General features: G+C 45.0%; 13 protein-coding genes, 2 tRNA genes and 3 rRNA genes. 10 read left to right on the top strand and 8 right to left on the bottom strand.

Annotation, left to right across the window (positions count from 1 at the left end; genetic code table 11):
- Positions 1–3 precede the first annotated feature (3 nt).
- The 4 genes from HQQ92_RS07015 (at position 4) to HQQ92_RS07030 (ending at position 5,285) form a co-directional block, all read left to right on the top strand.
- Entirely contained in the window at positions 4–1,740 is a 1,737-nt protein-coding gene (locus HQQ92_RS07015) for a sodium:solute symporter family protein (protein ID WP_173244170.1), read from the top strand.
- Positions 1,741–1,941: 201 nt separating this feature from the next.
- A complete protein-coding gene (locus HQQ92_RS07020) occupies positions 1,942–3,789 on the top strand; it encodes a DUF294 nucleotidyltransferase-like domain-containing protein (protein WP_173244173.1) in 1,848 nt (615 codons plus the stop codon).
- 1 nt (position 3,790) lies between these two features.
- A complete protein-coding gene (locus HQQ92_RS07025) occupies positions 3,791–4,477 on the top strand; it encodes an exonuclease domain-containing protein (protein ID WP_173244176.1) in 687 nt (228 codons plus the stop codon).
- 214 nt (positions 4,478–4,691) lie between these two features.
- Positions 4,692–5,285, top strand: coding sequence for a lecithin retinol acyltransferase family protein (locus tag HQQ92_RS07030; RefSeq protein WP_173244179.1), 594 nt, complete (start codon positions 4,692–4,694; stop codon positions 5,283–5,285).
- An 87-nt stretch (positions 5,286–5,372) separates the two neighbouring features.
- Here HQQ92_RS07030 and HQQ92_RS07035 read toward each other — a convergent pair whose 3' ends face one another.
- Complete coding sequence (locus tag HQQ92_RS07035) at positions 5,373–6,440, bottom strand: ketoacyl-ACP synthase III (protein ID WP_028760951.1); 1,068 nt, start codon at positions 6,438–6,440, stop codon at positions 5,373–5,375.
- Positions 6,441–6,531: 91 nt separating this feature from the next.
- Positions 6,532–7,203, bottom strand: coding sequence for a GntR family transcriptional regulator (locus HQQ92_RS07040; protein WP_028760950.1), 672 nt, complete (start codon positions 7,201–7,203; stop codon positions 6,532–6,534).
- Positions 7,204–7,671: 468 nt separating this feature from the next.
- On the opposite strand from HQQ92_RS07040, the gene gmhB reads away from it, so the two are divergent.
- The 6 genes from gmhB to rrf all read left to right on the top strand — a co-directional run bounded on the left by gmhB (position 7,672) and on the right by rrf (position 14,310).
- Positions 7,672–8,220 carry a D-glycero-beta-D-manno-heptose 1,7-bisphosphate 7-phosphatase gene (gmhB, locus tag HQQ92_RS07045; RefSeq protein WP_028760949.1) on the top strand — a complete coding sequence of 183 codons (549 nt, stop codon included), beginning with the start codon at positions 7,672–7,674 and terminating at the stop codon, positions 8,218–8,220.
- A gap of 585 nt (positions 8,221–8,805) precedes the next feature.
- Positions 8,806–10,348: ribosomal RNA gene (locus tag HQQ92_RS07050) — 16S ribosomal RNA — on the top strand.
- A 99-nt stretch (positions 10,349–10,447) separates the two neighbouring features.
- Positions 10,448–10,524, top strand: a tRNA-Ile gene (locus tag HQQ92_RS07055).
- A gap of 137 nt (positions 10,525–10,661) precedes the next feature.
- Positions 10,662–10,737 (top strand) — tRNA-Ala (locus HQQ92_RS07060).
- Between the two features lie 362 nt (positions 10,738–11,099).
- Positions 11,100–14,006, top strand: a 23S ribosomal RNA gene (locus tag HQQ92_RS07065).
- A gap of 188 nt (positions 14,007–14,194) precedes the next feature.
- Positions 14,195–14,310, top strand: a 5S ribosomal RNA gene (rrf, locus tag HQQ92_RS07070).
- Together the 16S, 23S and 5S rRNA genes with 2 tRNA genes alongside form the textbook arrangement of a ribosomal RNA operon.
- Positions 14,311–14,641: 331 nt before the next feature.
- On the opposite strand, the gene HQQ92_RS07075 is transcribed toward rrf, so the two are convergent.
- From HQQ92_RS07075 to HQQ92_RS07100, 6 genes are all read right to left on the bottom strand, one after another.
- Positions 14,642–16,762 (bottom strand): peptidase domain-containing ABC transporter, encoded by a 2,121-nt coding sequence (locus HQQ92_RS07075; RefSeq protein ID WP_254306306.1) that lies wholly within the window; start codon positions 16,760–16,762, stop codon positions 14,642–14,644.
- Positions 16,762–17,526 (bottom strand): HlyD family efflux transporter periplasmic adaptor subunit, encoded by a 765-nt coding sequence (locus tag HQQ92_RS07080; RefSeq protein WP_173244183.1) that lies wholly within the window; start codon positions 17,524–17,526, stop codon positions 16,762–16,764. Before HQQ92_RS07080 ends, HQQ92_RS07075 begins: the two co-directional genes overlap by 1 nt.
- On the bottom strand, positions 17,523–20,675 hold the full coding sequence (locus HQQ92_RS07085) for a lantibiotic dehydratase (RefSeq protein ID WP_173244186.1): 3,153 nt from the start codon (positions 20,673–20,675) through the stop codon (positions 17,523–17,525). The genes HQQ92_RS07080 and HQQ92_RS07085 overlap by 4 nt, the downstream gene beginning before the upstream one ends.
- 39 nt (positions 20,676–20,714) lie before the next feature.
- Positions 20,715–21,959 (bottom strand): lanthionine synthetase LanC family protein, encoded by a 1,245-nt coding sequence (locus HQQ92_RS07090; RefSeq protein ID WP_028759573.1) that lies wholly within the window; start codon positions 21,957–21,959, stop codon positions 20,715–20,717.
- A gap of 135 nt (positions 21,960–22,094) precedes the next feature.
- Positions 22,095–22,286 carry a hypothetical protein gene (locus HQQ92_RS07095; RefSeq protein ID WP_147250506.1) on the bottom strand — a complete coding sequence of 64 codons (192 nt, stop codon included), beginning with the start codon at positions 22,284–22,286 and terminating at the stop codon, positions 22,095–22,097.
- 773 nt (positions 22,287–23,059) lie between these two features.
- Positions 23,060–23,809, bottom strand: coding sequence for a DUF2057 domain-containing protein (locus HQQ92_RS07100; protein ID WP_028759575.1), 750 nt, complete (start codon positions 23,807–23,809; stop codon positions 23,060–23,062).
- Between the last annotated feature and the right edge of the window lie 151 nt (positions 23,810–23,960).

Here is a 23,960-nt window from a genome sequence, read left to right on the forward strand (position 1 = left end):
GAGATGGATGTTCAAACACTCACATATATTATCGTAGGGCTCTCATTTGCGCTCTACATTGGGATTGCAATCTGGACCCGTGCGGGTTCAACCAAAGAGTTCTATGTTGCTGGCGGCGGTGTTCACCCTGTTGTGAACGGTATGGCAACTGCGGCAGATTGGATGTCAGCGGCGTCATTTATTTCGTTAGCGGGTATTGTGTCTTTCGTCGGTTACGATGGTAGCGTGTACTTGATGGGCTGGACGGGCGGCTACGTATTGCTTGCCCTTTGTATGGCACCGTATTTACGTAAATTTGGTAAGTTTACTGTGCCAGATTTCGTCGGTGAGCGTTATTACTCACAGGCTGCACGTACAGTCGCGGTTATCTGCGCTATCTTTATTTGCTTTACGTATATTGCAGGGCAAATGCGTGGCGTGGGTGTTGTGTTCTCGCGTTTCCTTGAAGTGGATGTGGATACGGGCGTATATATCGGTATGGCGGTCGTGTTCTTCTACGCGGTACTCGGTGGTATGAAAGGGATTACCTACACTCAGGTTGCCCAATACTGCGTACTGATTTTCGCCTTTATGGTTCCGGCTATTTTCCTTTCAGTGATGATGACAGGCCACTTAGTTCCGCAAATTGGTTTTGGTGCTGAGTTACTGGATGCCGCTGGCAATAATAGCGGTGTGTATTTGTTAGAAAAACTCAATAACGTTTCGGTTGAGCTCGGCTTTGCACCTTACACCGACGGTTCTAAGAGCATGATAGATGTGTTCTGTATTACGGGTGCCTTGATGGTGGGTACGGCGGGTTTACCCCATGTTATCGTGCGTTTCTTCACTGTACCTAAAGTGAAGGATGCACGTATCACTGCAGGATGGTCGCTTGTTTTTATTGCGATTATGTACACCACAGTGCCTGCGTTAGCAGCGTTCTCCCGCGTGAACATGATTGAAACTATTAACGGTCCCGATTCTAAAGGTGTGGCTTATGAGTCTGCACCAGATTGGATTAAGAACTGGGAAAAAACCGGTTTGATTAAGTGGGATGACAAAAATGGCGACGGTAAAATTTACTATTCGTCAGGTAAGATTGAAGATCCCGCTAGCAAAAATGAAATGAAGATTGATAACGATATTATCGTACTCGCTACGCCAGAAATCGCTAATTTACCAGCTTGGGTTATCGCCCTCGTGGCGGCGGGTGGTTTAGCAGCTGCGTTATCAACATCTGCAGGCTTGCTATTGGTGATTTCAACGTCGGTTTCACACGACCTATTGAAAAAGAATTTAATGCCTAACCTTTCCGATAAAAAAGAGCTGCTATATGCTCGCTTGGCGGCAGGTATTGGCATCGTGATTGCGGGTTACTTTGGGGTGAACCCTCCTGGTTTTGTGGCGGCAGTGGTGGCATTCGCCTTCGGGTTAGCGGCTTCCTCACTGTTCCCTGCTATCACTATGGGGATTTTCTCTAAGACGATGAATAAAGAAGGCGCGATTGCCGGTATGTTAACGGGCTTAACGTTTACTACAGCATACATCGTCTACTTCAAGTTTGTTGATCCAACAGCTAACATAGCTGCTAACTGGTTCCTGGGTATTTCACCAGAAGGTATTGGTATGGTAGGCATGCTGGTGAACTTCGGTGTGGCAGCGATAGTGAGCCGAGTAACGGCCGCAACGCCACATCATGTACAAGAGATGGTCGAGTCGATTCGTTTCCCTAAAGGTTCGGGTGAAGCAAGCAGCCACTAATCTTACTGCGTAATGGTGAGTATCAACACAAGAGAGCGCTTCGGCGCTCTTTTTTTATTGCCTCTTTTGGCCTGCCTTTATGACTCTGTGGGGAGTCACTTTATTATGCTTGCGGCTGACTTTAGTCGAATGTAGCGTAGCGACAATGCAGGCTATAGTGATGACATCTCAGTAAAAATTCGCCTAAAGAAGGTGTTGCCTATGAATGCCAGTGAGTTACAACCCGTAGTGCAATTTCTACAGGGACTTGTGCCCTTTGATGCTCTGCCTGAGGATGTAGTCGTGCGCTGCGCTAAGGCTGTTACTGTTGGGTATTACAGCAAAGCCTCTGGTTATGTTAATTTCGACGCGAATTCGCCTAAGTTGTATATGGTGCGTAGCGGCGCCTTTGAGGTGCGCGATCCTGACGGCGTGTTGGTGGATAGAGTGGGCGAGGGTGAGTTTTTTGGCTTTTCTACTTTGTTATCAGGGGAAAAAGTCGTTAATAAAGTCGCTATTCTTGAAGATGGTCTAGTTTATCATCTGCCCCAAGCCTTATTTGATAGTCTTAGGAGTGAGAGTCGTCACTTCGATAAGTTTTTTACCCGCGCCTTCGCAAAGCGTTTACGCCATGAGGCCCGCTTTAAGGCAAAGGATCTGACGACCACAAGTCGGATCAGCACGTTAATGTCTTCCACTCCCATCGTTATTGATGCCAAAGCTAGCGTGACTCAGGCGGCACTCTTGATGCGAAATCGCCGAGTATCGTCCTTATTGGTGACGGATAATCATAAATTGGTTGGCATCTTAACCGATAAGGATTTGCGTAATCGCGTGTTAGCAGCAGGGCTTGATGGCGGCGTTGCTGTGCATCAAGCCATGACGGTTTCACCTATCTCGATTTCCTCCAATGCATTGATTTTTGAAGCTATGCTGCTGATGAGCGAGCATAACATTCATCACTTACCTATTATCGATCAAGATAAAGCTATCGGTATGGTGACCAGTACTGACATCTTGCGCGGGCAGGGCTCACAACCGCTACTGTTGATTGGTGAGATTGAACGGCAGCAGGATCTTGCCAGTTTAATTGGCGTCAGTAAGCAAATTCCCCTATTGCTGCAAAATCTTATTAGTGCCGATGCCAGAGCTGAAGAAATTGGCCGAGTGTTAACCTCTGTCACCGATGCGCTGACGCGGCGATTAATTGTGCTCAATCAGCAATTACTCGGTGAACCGCCCATGGCCTTTTGCTGGTTGGCATTTGGCTCGCAGGGACGACAAGATCAGGCTGCGTGTTCAGATCAAGATAATGGCTTGTTAGTCGCAGAAGAGATGGATGATTTTGCTAAAGGTTATTTTGATGCCTTAACCCATGCCGTGTGCGCAGGGCTTGACCAATGCGGTTATGAATTTTGTCCCGGCAATATTATGGCGCAAAATCCCCAATGGCGGATGTCACTCAAACAGTGGCAACAGGTATTTGAAAAATGGGTCATAACGCCTGAGCCTAAGGCGTTAATGCACGCCAGCATCTTCTTCGATATGCGATCGGTTTACGGTCCACAAACCCTTTTTGATGCCTTACAGGATAAAGTCTTAGCTCAAACCCGCGATAACGATATTTTCCTCGCGGGTATGACTGGCAATTCGCTGCTGGAGTCACCGCCGCTTGGATTTTTCCGCAAATTTGTACTCGAGCGGGATGGTAGCGAAGTTAAAGGCATAGATTTGAAACATAAGGGCAATGCATTGATCAACGATATTGCCCGTGTTTATGCCTTGTCTGCGGGCATTAAAGAAGTGAATACTGCAAAACGTATTCGTGCCTTGATGGATGCGAATATTCTCAATCGACAAGATGCGCTCAATTTGGCTGATGCCCACGAGTTTATCGCCCATATGCGGTTATCGAACCAAGGTTATCAACATAATCAAGGGGTAGAGGTGAGTAATTATTTGCTGCCAGGGCATTTATCTTCGCTGGTTCGTCATCAGTTACGTGACGCTTTTAAAGTCGTACATGAGGCGCAGGCGGGGATGAAGATGAAATTTATGCGAAGCTTTTGATATGAATACATTGTTGCTGAAAACTCAGCTCAATTGGCGGGCGCTGCGTTGCCAACATCATTTATTTAAAGGCTATTATCAGTCGCTGTTGCCTCTGCTGGCAATGCCGTTATCCGAAGCGCCGTTAACGGCGATGGATTTGGAGATGACAGGGCTCAATCCGCAGCAAGATCAAATTCTCAGCATTGGATTGGTGCCGATTGAGCGCGGTGAGATCCCGTTGGTACGCGCCGAGCAAAAGTTAGTGCAAATTCGCGGCAGCGTAGGCCAAAGCGCGACGATCCACGGCATTCTTGATAATCATTTGGTACAAGCTGTCACCATTGAGGAAGCTATGGGCTGGTTTATCAATCAAACCTATGGCCGTGTGCTGGTGGCACATCATGCTCCTTTAGATTGTCGTTTTTTACAGCAGGATTTATTGACGATTTATCATCAAGCCCTTGTTTTACCTACAATTGATACTTTAATGATTGAAAAACACCGTTTACTACGGGAGCACTCAGTGATTAAAGAGGGGAGTTTGCGCCTTGGCGCTTGTCGCGAGCGTTATGGTTTACCCATTTATACGGCCCATAGCGCGCTGACCGATGCCTTAGCTTGTGGAGAATTATTACTCGCGCAAATGGCTGCTATGGGCGGTGCGGCAAAGCTTACCGTGGCTGATTTACTGCAAAAATCGACTTAGTCAGTGTTAACTAAAATCACTCTTTGTGGTGAGTGAATTCATTTGAGATGGATTGGTTTCACTTTGATTTCACTTTGATTTCATCTTAGGTTAATCACTGACAAGCTAAACTCAGTTGACATTTAATTCTCTGTTCAAATTCAACCTGCCGTTAACTTGGCAATCCAACCAACTTGTACTTCACTCTACTAAGTTGAGTGTGTAGGAGAATATGATGCCGTTACCTTTACTTTGGGTGGGTGGTGCCGTAATCGGTGCTGTTTTGCTGGCCGATGAGCGCGAGCAGCGTCAACAGCTTGAGCGTGACAGATTACTCGGTAAGGCTCCTAAGTCCCCCGTTGCCAATCGCGCTATGGTGGCACCGCCGAGTCAATGGCAAAAGGGATTAAAACAAGTATCGCCAATTCCTGGGAGTATCGTCTGTTGTTATGTTTTTGGTGTGATTGAGCATACTGGCATTTGGCTTGGTGATAATTGCCTCGTAGAGTTACATGGCTCAGGGTTGGTGCGGGCTGTATCGGTAAAGCGTTTTTTAGCGGGACGGACCGGTAGCCAAATCTATCTTGCCTGTAATCACCAACATCAGCCTCTTATTGCCGAGTCTGTGTTGCCCCGTGCTGAACAGGCGATTTATCAGTATCGGGAATATGATTTATTCGACAATAATTGCCATCGATTTGTCTGGTCTTGTATTAGTGGCAGCGAAGGCGTGATTAAAGGCTTTAACGAGTTAAATCAAAAACTCGCCGAACATTTTAATCAAGCTATCTATTGGGATGAGATGATCATTAGCAAGCTGAATGAATAAGCTCTGTAGTCATATACTAAAAAAGCCATCGATTAAGATGGCTTTTTGTTTTAGTGAAACACTATGTTATCGTTTTGCAGAAACCGTTTACGGCTTACAAAAATAATCTACAGCGCGTTTAACTAACTCTATGCCTGTTTTATCACAAGGCGGTAACTCGGCATCACTGATATTGATAGGTGTGACGCGATTTCCCCATTGCAGCAAGAGTGCGGCAGAGGTTAAGCCTGCGCCAAAGGCACAAGAGAGTATGGTTTGATTCGGCTTGATAATGCCTTGTTCTAACGCATCACAAATGGCAATTGGAATCGTCGCCGCCGAGGTATTGCCATAATTAGCGATGTTCACGAAGGCTTTTTCTTTCGGGATTTTCATTCGGCTAACTAAGGTATCAATAATACGTTCGTTGGCTTGATGCGGGATCACGAGATCCACTTCATCCTTATCAACACCACATTTTTCAAGCACTTTAGTGCTCAATTTATTCATTCCGTTAATCGCACGCTTGAAGATTTCTTGGCCATCGAATTCAATGAAAAAGTCCAATGAGTCGGCTGAGAATCTGTCCATCGCCGTGCCAAAGCCTGCTTTCAGAATATCACGACCTTCAGGATCGTTATTTAGCTCATAACCGAGCACGCCACCGGCAACATCTGTCGCTTCAACCACAACGGCACCCGCACCATCACCAAATAGCACTGCAGTTTCGCGGCGCGACCAATCTAAATAGAAAGATAAACGTTCAGCACCAATGACTAATACTTTCTTGCTCTGGCCACTCTTGATTTGTGAGCTGGCTAAACCTAAGCCATATAAGAAGCCACTGCAGGCAGCATTGATATCGAATGCTGCACAACTGGCGCCAATATTAGCTTGTACAGTGGATGCAATATTTGGGATCAAAGTGTCTGGGCTGGCACTGGCAAGAATGATCATGTCGATTTCACTGCCATCAATACCTGCTGCTGCGAGCGCACGTTGTGCTGCAACTGAAGCAAGTTCAGAGGTATTTACATGACTGATATGGCGCTGGCTGATCCCTGTGCGAGATTTAATCCATTCGTCGGATGTCTCGATAAAGGTCGCAAGATCATCGTTGGTCAGCGTGGCTGGTGGAACACATTTGCCCCAACCAGTGATAGTGGCGTACTGCATGGTGGTTTCTCTCAAATAAAAAAGGCAGAACCTGAGCGCTGCCTTGAATCGACAACAAAGCTTATCGGCAACTCTAATGGCCGTCCGTGATCTAGACCACCTGTTTGGCGACGAGATCTCGAATTGTCATTGCGGCATGCAGAATATGATGACGCAGTAGCGCCGTCGCTTTTTCTGTTTCTCTCAGTTTGCAGTGGTTGAGCAAAGCCCTGTGCTCATGCTCTGCGGCAGGAATTCCCCCCGCGAGCAATAACTGCAAACGAATGTATCTATCACAATTAGTATTGAGGCCGTGAACAACCTCAAGGGTGTGTGGGCGATTAGCCGCCTGATATAAGCAAGTGTGAAATTGCGTATTCAACTCGCTCCAACTGGCGACGGCATCTTCATGTTTGAAGGCCGACTCCAATTGTTCGAGTACACGTTCTGCTTTTTCTAAATCAGCCTCTTGAAGTCGTGGGATCGCTTTCGCAAGCAGATCGGTTTCGATCATTGCACGTAATTCAAAGAGTTCGGTGACTTGTTCGACGGATAAAACGGTCGCAGTCGCACCTTTATGGGGCTCAAACTTAACGAGTCCTTCAGCTTCGAGTTGCAATAATGCTTCTCTTACCGGAATACGGCTGACATTTAACGCTTCAGCCAAGGCACTTTGTCTGAGGGGTTCTCCTGCGGCTATGTCACCTGAAAGAATTCTCTCTCTGAGCACTTCCACAACTAACTGGGTGCGGGTTTTGTGGACGATAGGCGTAGTTCGACTCATTATTTCCGTCTATTTCGGGTATTTTCTCGTTATTTGCCCAAGATTACCGTTAAAAACACCACAAATAAAGGGAAATGCTTGATTGAGTGCAGCATCTAAGAGACTAACAATGCCCAAAAGACGGGTTTTTTTGTGGTTTTCTCTTACGATTTGAAGCGCATTACTTGCGAGTGGCTTCGATGGCAACGGTGGCAATTATTTGTAAAAACGCTGTTCAGCTTCTTCGATTGAGTATTTTGATTAAAACAGTGCAATTACACATTTCACTGCTGGATTTTTTGGACTCTAATTTGGTGGGACAATTGCTATCTCGCATAGACACAAGCTGTGCATAGAGATTTGCCTGTACAGTCACGAAATATCACTAACGCGCAATTTAGCACTAAAAGCATAACTTCAGCGGTGCAATTTCTGATAATGAATGGAATAATAGCGCGATAACGCCTTAGGCGATTTGGGAGTATTACAGTGAGTCGAGCAGTATTTTTAGACCGTGATGGTGTGATTAACAAAGACCATGGTTATGTCCACCTAGTGGATGACTTCGAATATATTGACGGTGTGTTTGAATCTTGCCTCTCTTTAAAGGAAATGGGCTACAAGTTAGTTGTTGTTACTAATCAATCTGGTATTGCCCGTGGGATGTACACTGAAGACCAATTCCACAGCTTAACGGAGTGGATGGATTGGAACTTTGCCGATAAAGGGGTGGAGCTCGATGGTATTTACTATTGCCCGCATCATGCCGAGAAAGGCATAGGGGAATATAAGGTCGATTGTGATTGCCGCAAACCTAAGCCGGGTATGCTTAATGATGCGGCGCAATTCTTAAAAATCGACTTAGCACACTCAGTCATGGTTGGCGACAAAGCCGAAGATATGCAGGCTGCGAAAGCGGCGGGCGTGACTACTCGTATATTAGTGCGCAGTGGTAAGGTTATTGCTGATGACAGTGATGCCACTGTGGTACTCGACAGTATTGCCGATGTGCCGTCTTACTTAAAAAGCGTGGGTTAGTTGGAGTTCTACTACTTATAATCAGTTCATCATGAGCTGATTCGTCAACCAAGGTTGCGATATAAGCGGTGCCAGTTGTTGCTCTTATTGGATAGAAATCAGAAGTAAAGCTATCTCGCATGAGATAAAGAGCTAACCAATAGGTTGGCTCTTGTCATTTCTAGCGCTGGATTAATCTCATCTTTGCCCTTAATTCAGCATAGATTCGATAATATTGGCGTTAAAACACACTTTTAGTTTAAAAAGTGTGCGCTTGAATCGTTTTTCGTAATTATTCGCGCCAAAGGGGTTGCGGTAAAATCTGACATCCCTATAATGCGCATCCACTGACCCAGCGGGGTCAAGGGTTAAACGCTGAATAAGCTGATAACCATGCTCTTTAACAATTTATCAAGCAAATCTGTGTGGACACTCACAGGTGTTGAGTTAATCGAAACTGCTTAGCCTTCGGGTTGGCAGTCAAAAATTTAAATCAATGTAACAATGAGTGTTCATAGTAATATGTACAGTTTGTTTCTTTAGTTAGAAACAAAAAATCAGAATTCATTGAGCCGCTGAAGTCGTAAGACAGAAGCAACAAAACTTTAATTGAAGAGTTTGATCATGGCTCAGATTGAACGCTGGCGGCAGGCCTAACACATGCAAGTCGAGCGGCAGCGCAAGGGAGTTTACTCCTGAGGTGGCGAGCGGCGGACGGGTGAGTAATGCCTAGGGATCTGCCCAGTCGAGGGGGATAACAGTTGGAAACGACTGCTAATACCGCATACGCCCTACGGGGGAAAGGAGGGGACCTTCGGGCCTTCCGCGATTGGATGAACCTAGGTGGGATTAGCTAGTTGGTGAGGTAATGGCTCACCAAGGCGACGATCCCTAGCTGTTCTGAGAGGATGATCAGCCACACTGGGACTGAGACACGGCCCAGACTCCTACGGGAGGCAGCAGTGGGGAATATTGCACAATGGGGGAAACCCTGATGCAGCCATGCCGCGTGTGTGAAGAAGGCCTTCGGGTTGTAAAGCACTTTCAGTAGGGAGGAAAGGGTGAGTCTTAATACGGCTCATCTGTGACGTTACCTACAGAAGAAGGACCGGCTAACTCCGTGCCAGCAGCCGCGGTAATACGGAGGGTCCGAGCGTTAATCGGAATTACTGGGCGTAAAGCGTGCGCAGGCGGTTTGTTAAGCGAGATGTGAAAGCCCTGGGCTCAACCTAGGAATAGCATTTCGAACTGGCGAACTAGAGTCTTGTAGAGGGGGGTAGAATTCCAGGTGTAGCGGTGAAATGCGTAGAGATCTGGAGGAATACCGGTGGCGAAGGCGGCCCCCTGGACAAAGACTGACGCTCATGCACGAAAGCGTGGGGAGCAAACAGGATTAGATACCCTGGTAGTCCACGCCGTAAACGATGTCTACTCGGAGTTTGGTGTCTTGAACACTGGGCTCTCAAGCTAACGCATTAAGTAGACCGCCTGGGGAGTACGGCCGCAAGGTTAAAACTCAAATGAATTGACGGGGGCCCGCACAAGCGGTGGAGCATGTGGTTTAATTCGATGCAACGCGAAGAACCTTACCTACTCTTGACATCCAGAGAATTCGCTAGAGATAGCTTAGTGCCTTCGGGAACTCTGAGACAGGTGCTGCATGGCTGTCGTCAGCTCGTGTTGTGAAATGTTGGGTTAAGTCCCGCAACGAGCGCAACCCCTATCCTTATTTGCCAGCACGTAATGGTGGGAACTCTAGGGAGACTGCCGGTGATAAACCGGAGGAAGGTGGGGACGACGTCAAGTCATCATGGCCCTTACGAGTAGGGCTACACACGTGCTACAATGGCGAGTACAGAGGGTTGCAAAGCCGCGAGGTGGAGCTAATCTCACAAAGCTCGTCGTAGTCCGGATTGGAGTCTGCAACTCGACTCCATGAAGTCGGAATCGCTAGTAATCGTGGATCAGAATGCCACGGTGAATACGTTCCCGGGCCTTGTACACACCGCCCGTCACACCATGGGAGTGGGCTGCAAAAGAAGTGGGTAGCTTAACCTTCGGGGGGGCGCTCACCACTTTGTGGTTCATGACTGGGGTGAAGTCGTAACAAGGTAGCCCTAGGGGAACCTGGGGCTGGATCACCTCCTTACCTATACGACTAACTTAATGTTTGTTGAGTGTTCACACAGATTTGCTTGATAGAAGAAAGAGTAAAAGATAGACCTAGTTAAATAGGTTTATCAAAGATGGGTCTGTAGCTCAGCTGGTTAGAGCGCACCCCTGATAAGGGTGAGGTCGGTGGTTCAAGTCCACTCTGACCCACCAATCCTTCCTTCTCAGCGTTGGAAAGTGACTCGTTTAGTGAACTAAACGTCGCCACTGTCCGCCTTGATAAGAAATGATTGGCAAACCAATCCTTTTAGAGGTTTGGAACATCTTACTTACTCGCACTGCATGTAAATGGGGCTATAGCTCAGCTGGGAGAGCGCCTGCCTTGCACGCAGGAGGTCTGCGGTTCGATCCCGCATAGCTCCACCATTTACACCTTATTCTGACTTTATTGAAAAGTAATAAGGCATATGCACTATGGATAGAGATGCCAAAGATAAACTAAAAAATTATCTTTGGCTTTTTTAAGCCCGCTCTTTAACAATTTGGAAAGCTGATAGTATTTAATTGCATGAGTCTGTCATGTGATTAATTACAAAACGTTTAATGCGAAAGCATTGAACATGAGTTCTCAAACACTTTATTAAGTGTCTTGAATATTCAAAAGTAAATTATTCTTTATTGAATAGTTTACGTCTAAGGCGCGTCCACTTCTTTGGTCAGAAGTGAGACAAGTAAAACCAAGCTGGTCGCAATGCGACTCAGGTGAGTGAAACTCATTTGGGTTGTATGGTTAAGCGACTAAGCGTATACGGTGGATGCCTTGGCAGTCAGAGGCGATGAAGGACGTAGTAACTTGCGAAAAGCGTTGGCGAGCTAGTAACAAGCATTTGAGCTAACGATGTCCGAATGGGGGAACCCAGCAGCATAAGCTGTTATCGCAACATGAATACATAGTGTTGCGAGGCGAACGAGGGGAACTGAAACATCTAAGTACCCTTAGGAAAAGAAATCAACCGAGATTCCCCTAGTAGCGGCGAGCGAACGGGGATTAGCCCTTAAGTCAGTGGGGTGTTAGTGGAATGCGTTGGAAAGCGCAGCGGCACAGGGTGATAGCCCCGTACATGAAAACTAACCATTGATGAAAACGAGTAAGGCGGGACACGTGACATCCTGTTTGAATATGGGGGGACCATCCTCCAAGGCTAAATACTCCTGACTGACCGATAGTGAACCAGTACCGTGAGGGAAAGGCGAAAAGAACCCCTGTGAGGGGGAGTGAAATAGAACCTGAAACCGTATACGTACAAGCAGTGGGAGCGGTTCTTGAGACCGTGACTGCGTACCTTTTGTATAATGGGTCAGCGACTTACATTTTGTAGCGAGGTTAAGCGAATAGCGGAGCCGTAGGGAAACCGAGTGTTAACTGCGCGTTTAGTTGCAAGGTGTAGACCCGAAACCCGGTGATCTAGCCATGGGCAGGTTGAAGGTTGAGTAACATCAACTGGAGGACCGAACCGACTAATGTTGAAAAAATTAGCGGATGACTTGTGGCTGGGGGGTGAAAGGCCAATCAAACCGGGAGATATCTGGTTCTCCTCGAAAGCTATTTAGGTAGCGCCTCGAGCGAATACCATTGGGGGTAGAGCACTGTTAAGGCTAGGGGGTCATCCCGACTTACCAACCCTTTGCAAACTCCGAATACCAATGAGTACTACTCGGGAGACAGACGGCGGGTGCTAACGTCCGTCGTCAAAAGGGAAACAACCCAGACCGTCAGCTAAGGTCCCAAAGTACTAGCTAAGTGGGAAACGATGTGGGAAGGCTTAGACAGCTAGGATGTTGGCTTAGAAGCAGCCATCATTTAAAGAAAGCGTAATAGCTCACTAGTCGAGTCGGCCTGCGCGGAAGATGTAACGGGGCTAAGCTAGTCACCGAAGCTACGGGTGCACAGTTTACTGTGCGCGGTAGAGGAGCGTTCTGTAAGCCGTTGAAGGTGAAGGGGTAACCCACGCTGGAGGTATCAGAAGTGCGAATGCTGACATGAGTAACGATAAAGGGGGTGAAAAACCCCCTCGCCGAAAGACCAAGGGTTCCTGTCCAACGTTAATCGGGGCAGGGTGAGTCGACCCCTAAGGTGAGGCCGAAAGGCGTAATCGATGGGAAACAGATTAATATTTCTGTACTTCCGCTAACTGCGATGGAGAGACGGAGAAGGCTAGGCTAGCGCGGCGTTGGTAGTCCGCGTTTAAGGTGGTAGGTGGTGTTCTTAGGCAAATCCGGGGACACGTACTTTAATGTACACACTGAGAGCTGATGACGAGGTCCTAAGGGACTGAAGTAGTTGATGCCATGCTTCCAGGAAAATCTTCTAAGCTTCAGGTTAGTGGGAATCGTACCCCAAACCGACACAGGTGGTCGGGTAGAGAATACCAAGGCGCTTGAGAGAACTCGGCTGAAGGAACTAGGCAAAATGGTACCGTAACTTCGGGAGAAGGTACGCTCCTGTTGGTGATGAGACTTGCTCTCTAAGCTGACAGGGAGTCGCAGATACCAGTGGCTGCAACTGTTTATCAAAAACACAGCACTGTGCAAACTCGCAAGAGGAAGTATACGGTGTGACGCCTGCCCGGTGCCGGAAGGTTAATTGATTGGGTTATCGCAAGAGAAGCTCATGATCGAAGCCCCGGTAAACGGCGGCCGTAACTATAACGGTCCTAAGGTAGCGAAATTCCTTGTCGGGTAAGTTCCGACCTGCACGAATGGCGTAATGATGGCCACGCTGTCTCCAGCCGAGACTCAGTGAAGTTGAAATTGCGGTGAAGATGCCGTATACCCGCGGCTAGACGGAAAGACCCCGTGAACCTTTACTATAGCTTGGCACTGAACATTGAACCTACATGTGTAGGATAGGTGGGAGACTTTGAAGTTGTGACGCTAGTCATGATGGAGTCGTCCTTGAAATACCACCCTTGTAGTTTTGATGTTCTAACCTAGGTCCCTTATCGGGATTAGGGACAGTGCACAGTGGGTAGTTTGACTGGGGCGGTCTCCTCCCAAAGAGTAACGGAGGAGCACGAAGGTTGGCTAAGTACGGTCGGACATCGTACGGTTAGTGCAATGGCATAAGCCAGCTTAACTGCGAGACATACACGTCGAGCAGGTACGAAAAGTAGGTCATAGTGATCCGGTGGTTCTGAATGGAAGGGCCATCGCTCAACGGATAAAAGGTACTCGGGGATAACAGGCTGATACCGCCCAAGAGTTCATATCGACGGCGGTGTTTGGCACCTCGATGTCGGCTCATCACATCCCCGGGGCTGAAGTCGGTCCCAAGGGTATGGCTGTTCGCCATTTAAAGTGGTACGCGAGCTGGGTTCAGAACGTCGTGAGACAGTTCGGTCCCTATCTGCCGTGGGCGTTGGATGATTGAAGGGAGCTGCTCCTAGTACGAGAGGACCGGAGTGGACGAACCGCTGGTGTTCGGGTTGTCATGCCAATGGCATTGCCCGGTAGCTACGTTCGGAATCGATAACCGCTGAAAGCATCTAAGCGGGAAGCGAGCCCTAAGATGAGTCATCCCTAGGAATTTAATTCCTCTAAAGAGCCGTTCGAGACTAGGACGTTGATAGGCATGGTGTGTAAGCGTTGTGAGGCGTTGAGCTAACATGTACTAATGACTCGAGAGGCTTAACCATACAACCCAGATGGGTTTTACTGAAAATGTTCCAGACATTTTCTAGCACTTCCTCCTTCCATGGAGGTCGTACGAAAAGCCTTAGACAGAATACAGATACTTGATAAAGTTAAAGACTCAACAGAAAATCAGCTTTCCGAATTATTATTAACGTGAGCCAGAGATGGACACGGTAATAAACAGAATTTGCTTGGTGACAATAGCCTTGTGGAACCACCTGATCCCATCCCGAACTCAGAAGTGAAACGCAAACGCGCCGATGGTAGTGTGGGGTCTCCCCATGTGAGAGTAGGTCATCGCCAAGCGCCTAATTATCTCATTGAGATGTAACCAAGCCAGCTGAATAAGCTGGCTTTTTTACGTCTGCAATTTGTCTTAATCCCATCTATACATTGCTCTCATTCATGTGATTAACGTAGAAGAGTGAATCTCTATCTGATAATAACAAGCTTTTAGGTGCTTGCTTATCTTGGGTTTGGTCTATTCTTGTCAGTTATGTCATAAGTAACTCAACTATCGAATTGACCAAGTTATTTTCTGAATCACGGGTATTACTATAAAAGTAGCCTTCTGACACGCTTAAGTCGATAGAGTGCATAAACAATTCATTTCATCGGTGCAATATTTTGATTTTATTTAACTTACTTTGTTAATTGCTGGTCGCTGTAGAAGTTGTGTTAAATCGATGACTCTATCTGCAGCTTTAATGGTTTCGGGCCGATGGGCGATTACCACTCGGGTGATATTCAATTTTTTCATCGCTTGATTAACAACAGACTCAGTGACAATGTCTAAGTGACTTGTTGCTTCATCCATAAATAAAATCTTCGGTTCCCGATACAGCGCTCTCGCCAAAATTAACCGTTGTTTTTGCCCACAGGATAGTGCTGAGCCCATATCGCCTATTAAACTTTTATAGCCCATTGGCATCTGACAAATATCTTGGTGTATTGCTGCCATTTGTGCACAACGAGTGAGCTTTTCGACGTCAATCTTTTCCGAAAAAAAAGTAATATTATCTTCTATTGTCCCACCGAGTAATCGGTCTTCTTGCATTACAGCTGCGACTTGCTGGCGATATTGAGCTAATCCTAATTTCACCAACGGTATGTCATCGATTAAAATCTCACCTTCGGTTGGTGTTAATAGCCCTAATAACAGTTTCATTAAGGTACTCTTACCACAACCGGATGGACCTATAATTGCAACCGACTCACCGGCGTTTATTTGTAATGCTAAATTGTATAGCACTGGCTCAGCGACGGAGCTATAACTAAAACTAACCTGTTGTAGACAGATATTTCCGGCCACTTTATGCAGCATTGGTTGTGGTGGATAAGTTTGCTCTTTGGCTGTTAGGGCAATATCTGCAATCCGTTCAAAATGTAAACTCAGCATGCGATATTCAATTAACTTTTCGATCAACTTGCTCATACGCGCCATAAATTGGGCTTTATAGGCAATAAACGCAAATAACATTCCTGTGGTAAAACTGCCCGCCATTACTAATTCTGCAGCAAGATAGATCACTACAATATTTTCTGTACCAAATAGCAATTTGTTCATTATTTGATACGAAATTTCATATTTCCCGAGCGTAATGGTCCTGTTCGTTGCTTTAACATAGTGATTTTGCCAAATCGCTTCTCGCTGACTTTCAAAACCAAATAGCTTAACCGTTTGAATTGCTCGGATCGTTTCCATAAAGTTAGATTGTTCACCTGCTAAAGCTAGAATTTGCTGCTCTGAGGCTAAGCGTAAGGACCGATATAACGCTAATCTCAAGGCGCAATATGCTAGCACTGCCACTAGCACGACGAGAGACAATAACGGGCTGTAAAAGAAGATCATGCATAGAACTCCTAGCGCCATAAAACCATCAATGATGGCTTCAATAATGCCGGTAGTCAGCAGTTCCCGTAATTGCCTTAAAGAACCAAATCGTGATACCAGATCCCCCATATGACGTTTTTCAAAATAGGCCAATGGTAGCCGCACTAAGTGATGGAAGAGGTTACTGGCTAGCTGCACACTAAGTTGGCTGCTGAAATTCAGTAGCACTAAGCTGCGTAAAGCATTGGTGGCAACATCAAATAATAGTAACAAGGCAAAGCCTAATGCCAACACTAATAACAACTGACCATCATTATTGATAATAACGGCGTCTACCACGAGTTGAATGTAATAAGGTGAGGCTAAAATAAACAGCTGTAAAAAAACGGACAAACTGAGTAACAACCCTAACGATTGCTTTAAACCAGTGATCTTAGAAAAAAAGGATGAGAATGTTAGTGATTGTTTAGCTTGTTCTGCAGTAAATGTAGCTGTCGGTGTCAATTCTAAAGCGATACCAGTAAATGATTTTGACACTTCTGTTAGGGATATTCGCCGCACTCCTAAAGCTGGGTCATGAATAATACAGTGTTGAGTGTTCACTGACTTTAGTACCACAAAGTGATTGAGATCCCAGTGCAAGATACATGGCGTAGCTAAGTCGGATAATTCTTCTAATTCAATTTTCAGTGGGCGGCTACTGAGTTGCAACTGCTCTGCAATATGCATCAGATCCAGTAAGGTACAGCCTTCTAGCGATAGCGAAAAACGTTGTCTTAAGCTATTTAAATCAGTTTGATAGCCATGCATGCTGGCCACCATAGCTACACAGGCTAAGCCGCATTCTGCGGCCTCAGTTTGAACGATCATGGGTAAGCGGCGGCCAGCAGACCAAGTTCTAAGCTTCTCTTGCAGTGTTGCCATTAGTTTTGACCCTTATCATCAACATTTGGTGTAAACAACCACTCCAATAGTCTGCGTGGCGCGAAGCTAATATTAACCTCTAATCCCATACCTGCTCTCAGTGGCAATTTTTTTGCGTCTTCCGTCAATGCTAAAACGGCTCTATAACTCGGCTCCGATAAGGGTTGCGATTCATTTATGGTTATAGGCTGACTTCCTATCTCAACTAGAGTGGCTGTTTGCACACTAAAATGTTGATAGGGAAGTGCCTCTATGCGCATTTGTAGCTCCTGCCCCAATGTGAGTTGTCCTATAACTCTTGAGGGTATATATACAATTGCGAATAAGGTTTCTGGTTGCGGTAATAACGATATTGAGGGTTTTGATGGGCCGATATCCTCTCCAGACGGCAATAAAACTTCGGTAACCGTTCCTGTAAAAGGAGCTTTTAGTAAAAATGATTTTCCCATCGTATTTGGGAGGTTCAGCGGTTGTACTAAAGGTTGATTCTGCTGCACTTGCTCGCCAACTTGTACTAAAAGATGCCCTGCGTTGACTGATTTAGGTGTGGGCAAACGAATCGCCATCATGGCTGGCTCGATAGAACCTTGCACATGTTCTTTGCGTTGATACTCGCTAAAATACAAAAATAGTAATGCACATAAAAAAAGCGTGCTAATCAATACTGTGAAACCAATAAAACTAACTGGCTGGGTTAAACTTACTTCCCCTTGTAATCTTTGCTGTTGCTGTACAACAACTTCTTTTCGAAATAAATCGCTCATTGCGATAAACCTCGTACTGGTTGTGCGCGTTTGCTTAGATAGATACGGCGTAACATGTCATAAACGACAAACTCTTGCTCTCGACCATAAGCCTTGAATAAACGGTTAGTAAACATATGTAATAACGAGCCTAATAAATTATCGCGACTGCCTTGTGCCTGTTGGGACTCAAATAATGCCAACATTGCCTGACAACATGGTGTAATCGAAGATGAAAACTGCTGTAAACTCTGCTGAATTTGTTGTTTAAATGGCTCAATAGTTTGGTTCTGCCGATCCAATAATTGGCTATCTTGTTGTAATTGTGATTGATAGTGTCGATATTTATCGCCCATCTGCTGGCGTAACTCTAAGTCTTCTTTAAATTCTTGTGCAAAACCTGCCCGCAAATTATCGATCAGTGTAAATTTCTCGGTGGGTAAATAATCGAATTGAGTTAAAATTAAATCTATCGCTAAAATAGCTAAGCGCCACCTCAAGCTGTCATCTTGTTGACTGAATAATATTGCATGCAACACAAACTGGCTGTCCAAACAGAAAAAGTGCTCAGCCAAAGGCATCATATGCTCACCACCGTAACGTTCTGTCTCCTGCATGTAAGTGAACAACTCAATTCGATGTAAGCCTGCACTGGCTAGAGATGGCGCTAATAAGCGATTTAGTGCGGGTAGTAACTCCCCATATAATCGTTCCGGCTCGCCAAAACATCGTAGCCGTAGATGCCAATCAGGATCGCCATAGCGTATAAAGAACCAATGCTTGAGCACACCATCTTGCTGCATCTGTGTTAGCCATGGTGCCAATTGCTTTAGTAACAGTTGCTCCACACTACTTTGCCCTGCATACAATTTGACACTGAGCCATTCTGAGCCAGGCGTGAACTGCCTACACTTGTCATTGGTTGAGCTCGTCAATGGCGCTATGAGTGGTGCTAAGTATGGGATTGCTGCACTATTTGACAGCGGTACAATTATTTCATGTTGATAAGGGCCATCTGGCCCTTGCAGCAAAGGTTGGTATTTCATCGCGAGCACTTCATTCAACCTAATGTGGCTTTTATGATTTACCTCTGCCAACAACATTTGGAACATCATATTATTTTGCAGATCGATCAGTAACACATGGTCGGCTATGGCATAGCTCATATAACGCTCTAAACCATATTCTTTCTGCAGTTGTTGCCAATCGGATTCAACAAACTGGCCTTCTTGCCACAAGCGTTTCAATTGTGCGACTGGAATATTGCTGTGGGCCTCTTGCAGGACCAGATTATCTAACATGATCCTTGGAACTCGTTTTGCTTTATGCAGGCTATCAGGTAAGGAGAAGTGAGGCATTTGTAAGTTTTGATGTTGAAGTGAGCATAAAAACCGATAAATCCCTAAACTACGATCACTGAAATTATGGGCAGAGGATAAACGGGGAATTATTCTTTTTTGTAGTCGCTGTGACCATAAACATAACACGTTATTTTCTTGATAGACCAATAGATCGCTGATTGGGATTTGCCACTCATTTGCTAAGTGACTGTCAGCAAGAAAAACAATCTCATAGGCTCTTAATGTCGGTCTAGCGATGACATTGCCTGGACGCCCCTCGGGCATATGTAGTACTTCTGCAAAAAGGACTTCTGGAGAATGCGCTTCTTCTTGAGATAAATGTTGTTTGACCTGTTGCAGCATATCTGTTGATAAATGACAGAAACGTCCGAGTAAATTCGCTGCAGAAGGACCATAGCAACCATGATAATAGTAAATAACTCGGCCATCCTCTTGTTGATACGCTGACAAATTAATCGCGAAGGAAGCGGGTAACTTAGCCATTAATGTCGCACTTTCATGTTTAGACAATAACGAATCACTTGTTAATTTCAGCACAGTTTCGCTTGGGGATACATCACTTAGAGCAGCGATAATCGTCTGTTGCAATGGTTCGATAACATCTTGTGTGGGGGGGTGACGATTGGTGATATTTAACCCCGCTAACAAGGAAGTGTGGTAGCCAATATCGCTGGAGAATGAAATACCAACTTCGTCATCTAATAAGGTCAACAGTGGCACATACTGGCTACCAAATCTTGCTTCAAATTTTTGGCTAAAGTCATTAAGTGGTGTTTTATAAGGTTTTCGTATCGCTAATAATGCCAATAATGCAGGCATCAGGGCAGATACTTCTGCTTGTGCTAATTGGCACTGTGAAAATGAGCGCAAAATATCAGTCTGTAATAGGCGATTCTCGCTTACAGGATACGGCAGTGTTTGCAAGCTATGATAAATTTCTTGATATTGCTTAAGCGGGTTAACAGGTTGTTTATCCATGCTGTTTAACTGAGTGAGAGCTCGTTGCAATATATCAGCACTGTCTGTAGCGCCCATACTTTGTAACGCCGTAATAAAAGTTTGATCTGGGGAGCCAGAAGTTAATGTTAGTGGTAATTTGACTTGCAGCACACCGGCAGTAAGTAACTGCTTAATATAATCCTGTATGCTTGCAGTATTCGCCGTAGGATAGAGTTGTTGAAATCCACCTTGTAACGAAGCAAAGCTCCCTTCCTTCTTCGCCAGTTGCAGCATAGCAAGCAAATATTCATCTGATACCAAGGTACTTAAACGATATTTTTGCTCAGTATCTGAAAAATACGGTTCAATATAATGCAGACCATCGCTCTGTTGTTGCAACGTCGGATTTGCTTGATAGCACAATACCGGCCACTTCTCGGCCTCATTTGGTTCACTTAACTGGGCTCGAATTGCAGTTAAATAGGCTATGTCAAAGCGGGTATGGCGCTTATCTCGCAGCATGCTATCACACTGTAAGCGCGTTTCATTTGCTACTTGCCCCAAGGCTACGCCTGCAAATAACCCAAATGGCGTCGCTCTAGAGCTAAACCGAATAAAATATTTCAATAAGGAGTTAGTTATTTTAATTGCCGCTTTACTGTGTGGTTGCAGTTGCCAATTAGGCAATCGTTCCATCAATGAAGGACTTGCAAGATATAAGGCTTCTTGTACTGCTGGGTTTGCTAACCAACTGGCGAGAAAATCGACTAAGGCCGTAGGCTCTGTTGGTATTTTTCGTAGTTGAGACAAACTTGATCTAGGTGCCCGGATAACAAAAAAATCCGCGGCTTGCAAAACCTCTACACTCATAAACAATTCCTTGTTATAAAAATAGCCAATATATCGAAATCAATTATTGGTTAATAAAAGCGCATCTAGCCAATTAGTTTCTACGTTGAAGGCCATCAATAGCACTAAACCTATACCGGCATAGCCTCCAAGTAAGCCATGGTCTGGTAGGCGGCAGTTTGAATTATCTTGTTCGCGCACGGCATTAAAACCGTCGAGTCCTGATGTTTGATATAGTGCTAATGTATGTTCAAACCAATATTGTGCAGCCTGTGAAAGAGTGGATTCGGTGTAATAGCGTGTTATGACTTGAAAGATTAAAGCCAAACCTGCACTACCATGACAGATACCTGCATCCTGTACTTGGCTGCTTTTTAGTCTACGCTGAGCGGCTTTTAAGGCAATGTTCTTACCAGCGGCGGTAAAGTCATCACGGTTTATTGCATTGCCCACTCGCAGCAATGTTAAGGCGATGGTGGCATCGCCATAACACCAACCGAGTCGTGACTGGCACGGTTGTTCCGTGATGTACGCAAAGCAACTACCAAATTTCTCTGATGTTTGTTGCTGCTGAATTAACCACTGACAACTGGCTTGCAACAACGTCTGAATTTGGCTGTGTAGTTGCTGATGCGCTAATAATGGTAATAGAGAGGCAATGATTGAAGGGACTCCGTGAGCTAATCCTAAATTATATTCAGGGTTATCTGTTGCCTGATTAAATCTAAAGAAAGAGTTTGTTGCCACTTCCCAAGCACCAGTACCATCGGCAAATTGATGCCATTGCTGTTCCAGTAGTGTCAATAACGCTTGGGCCAAAGGTAAGCCTAATTCCGCGGTTTGACGCCGCGCTATATAGACTGCAAAACCACTTAGTCCGCGAATAAATTCCAATTCTCCAGTCCAGTCGTTCTGTTGTAAATGTTGTAGTAAGAGCACATCAGTATTGTGATTAAACTCCGCTTGGTAATTCCCTTCATGCAAAAAAAATTCATATAGCCAAGCGACACCAGTCAGTCCATAGCCAAACGCGAACTGTGAATGTAGGAATGGTATTTGCTCTTCTATTAATGTCATTCGTGCTGAAAATTCATGTTGGCATGCTAGTTCTGGAAACTGTTTATGTAATTGCCAGAAAAATAATTGTTGCCCAGCTAAGCCAGTTAACAAACCAACCCCTTGCTGCTCTAATGATTGTTTGGCATCTTTCACTAATAGCACAGCTATGTCGTTCAATGCCTGTCTAGCAAGGCTAGACTGATGGGGTTGATTAAATTGCACTGAACCACCTTCCTTTATTTCCATGAAGTACAGCTTCTACATATTGGCTCATTTAGAAAGTCAAAAGGGCATAGTGGATATGCCCTTTACACATCTACTGATAAAATATGCTGTGTTATATTGTGACGTCACAACCTATTTGGTTACTTGAACCCCGTATTAAGGGATTTGACAGCAGCGATGAGTGCTACCTGTACGATCAGAAGGGCAGGTGTATGCATTGGCAGTCAACTCTCCGCAAGCACGAGTTATCACACCACCAGCAACTTGTGGTGTTAATTCGCTAGGTAAGACTTTTTTATCATGGGACAGATTCACTAACTCAGCTTTTTTTAATTTAAGTTCCATCATGTTATTCCTTTTACTTGATTAGTAATTTTTCGCCCTATCATTTAGGCAACTTATTTCTAACATTTGATGGGGAGAGTTTAAATCAGTATAAAGAATGAGCAGGTTGAAGGTTGAATAAGTCTAAAGGTTGAATGTTTTTTATGGAATAGGATTAGAGCATTGATCTTTTCATGCTTAGTGAGGCTTTGAAGCTGATAATGACTCTTGCTAAATAATGCCTTTATGACATTTTTTGTTACATTTGTTTCTGGATCTAGCCAAAATATATAGCGTAAATCATAATGCATACGGTTAAATGTGTAGGCTAAATAGTATTTATCCTTGCTCAAGGTTTTGATTTTTAAAAATATTTAATTATGAGATAACGCTTTGCGGATAGTTAATTATGTTGGCTGGAGGAACTGAGACTATTCGATTTTACTCAGTTCGAATTCTTTGTAGTTAATTAAGTGATAAGTCTTTTATCTACAAATGCTTAACTGTATTTTATAAAGCGAGTTGATAAATAATAGTCTACGAAGACTGTAAAATGATATGTCTTTTATATTTATAATTTGTTCTACCAAATATATAAATAACACCTTTACAGGCACTCGCACCATTTGTTGCTTAGCAGCTTTGCTGTGTTAAATGACATTAAGCTGTGAAGTGAAAATGGACTTACTGAGTTTTAATATTTCTGAAATATTAGTTTTACTAAGCTTTAATAGAGTCGCCAGTCCATGTGAGACACTTAGCTGGCGGTCTGAAGTAGATAGCCGAAGCGGTATGGATCACTCTTTATTTATTTTGGCTTTGAAGCTGGCTTTGGTATTGTCGTTAGCTTGTTTGTACCAGTAATCCAGCATTTGACTGATTTCAGCTTGGCTAGGTGTCGTCGCTGGAGTGATTTGCTGAGCCTTATCATTGTTCGCTGCGACTGCTGACGACATAACTGCTGGCGCGATCAAGCTCGTGGATGTGGCTGCTGATGTTTGGTGTATTTGCGGCTGGCTTGCCAATACTGGTGCAATGGCGTCGCTTGCTTGCGTTGTTGCGGTATTCATAGTGAGATTTAATGAAGCCGGATGATTGCTAAGGTTGTACTGCAGTATCTCGTGTTCGAAATCCCGTCCCAGTTGAATGCCATTCTTAATCAATTTATCACTGGTAAAACCCACTGCTTCATCTTGAGCATTTAATAGTGTCAGCTTAGGTGACTCATCAAATTTCTTTGCATCTCTGGCTGAGTTGATGGCGGGAAGTGTCAGCGTGAGTGTTTGTGCTGATGCATCAAAACGGACGATGAGCACGTCGGAGAGATAATGCACTGAGTCAGCTTGTTGTCGATATTGCGCGGCATAACGGAAGGCAATCTGATTGGTCCCATCGGCTAAAATGAGATCGCCACTCTTTACGGCTGGCTTGCCATTGACCGTTAGCACTTCAGCATTTTTAGTCAGATTGAGATGAACATCGGCCGTTGCAGGTTGCACTGCGCCCAGCATTAACGCAGTGGCACATAAGATTGATTGATATTTCATAAGCTTTCTCTGTTGTTGCGAGGACGCCGCTAAATAATAAGGCAGATATTTAGCGACACAAAGCAGGTTTAACCTTTAGTGTGGAGCATGATGAACTAAATGGCGACACACTGTTTATAGCGCGCAGATTAGCGTTAATTTGATCTGCAGG

Source organism: Shewanella sp. DC2-4, assembly GCF_013248875.1.
Classification (GTDB): Bacteria; Pseudomonadota; Gammaproteobacteria; order Enterobacterales; family Shewanellaceae; genus Shewanella; species Shewanella oncorhynchi.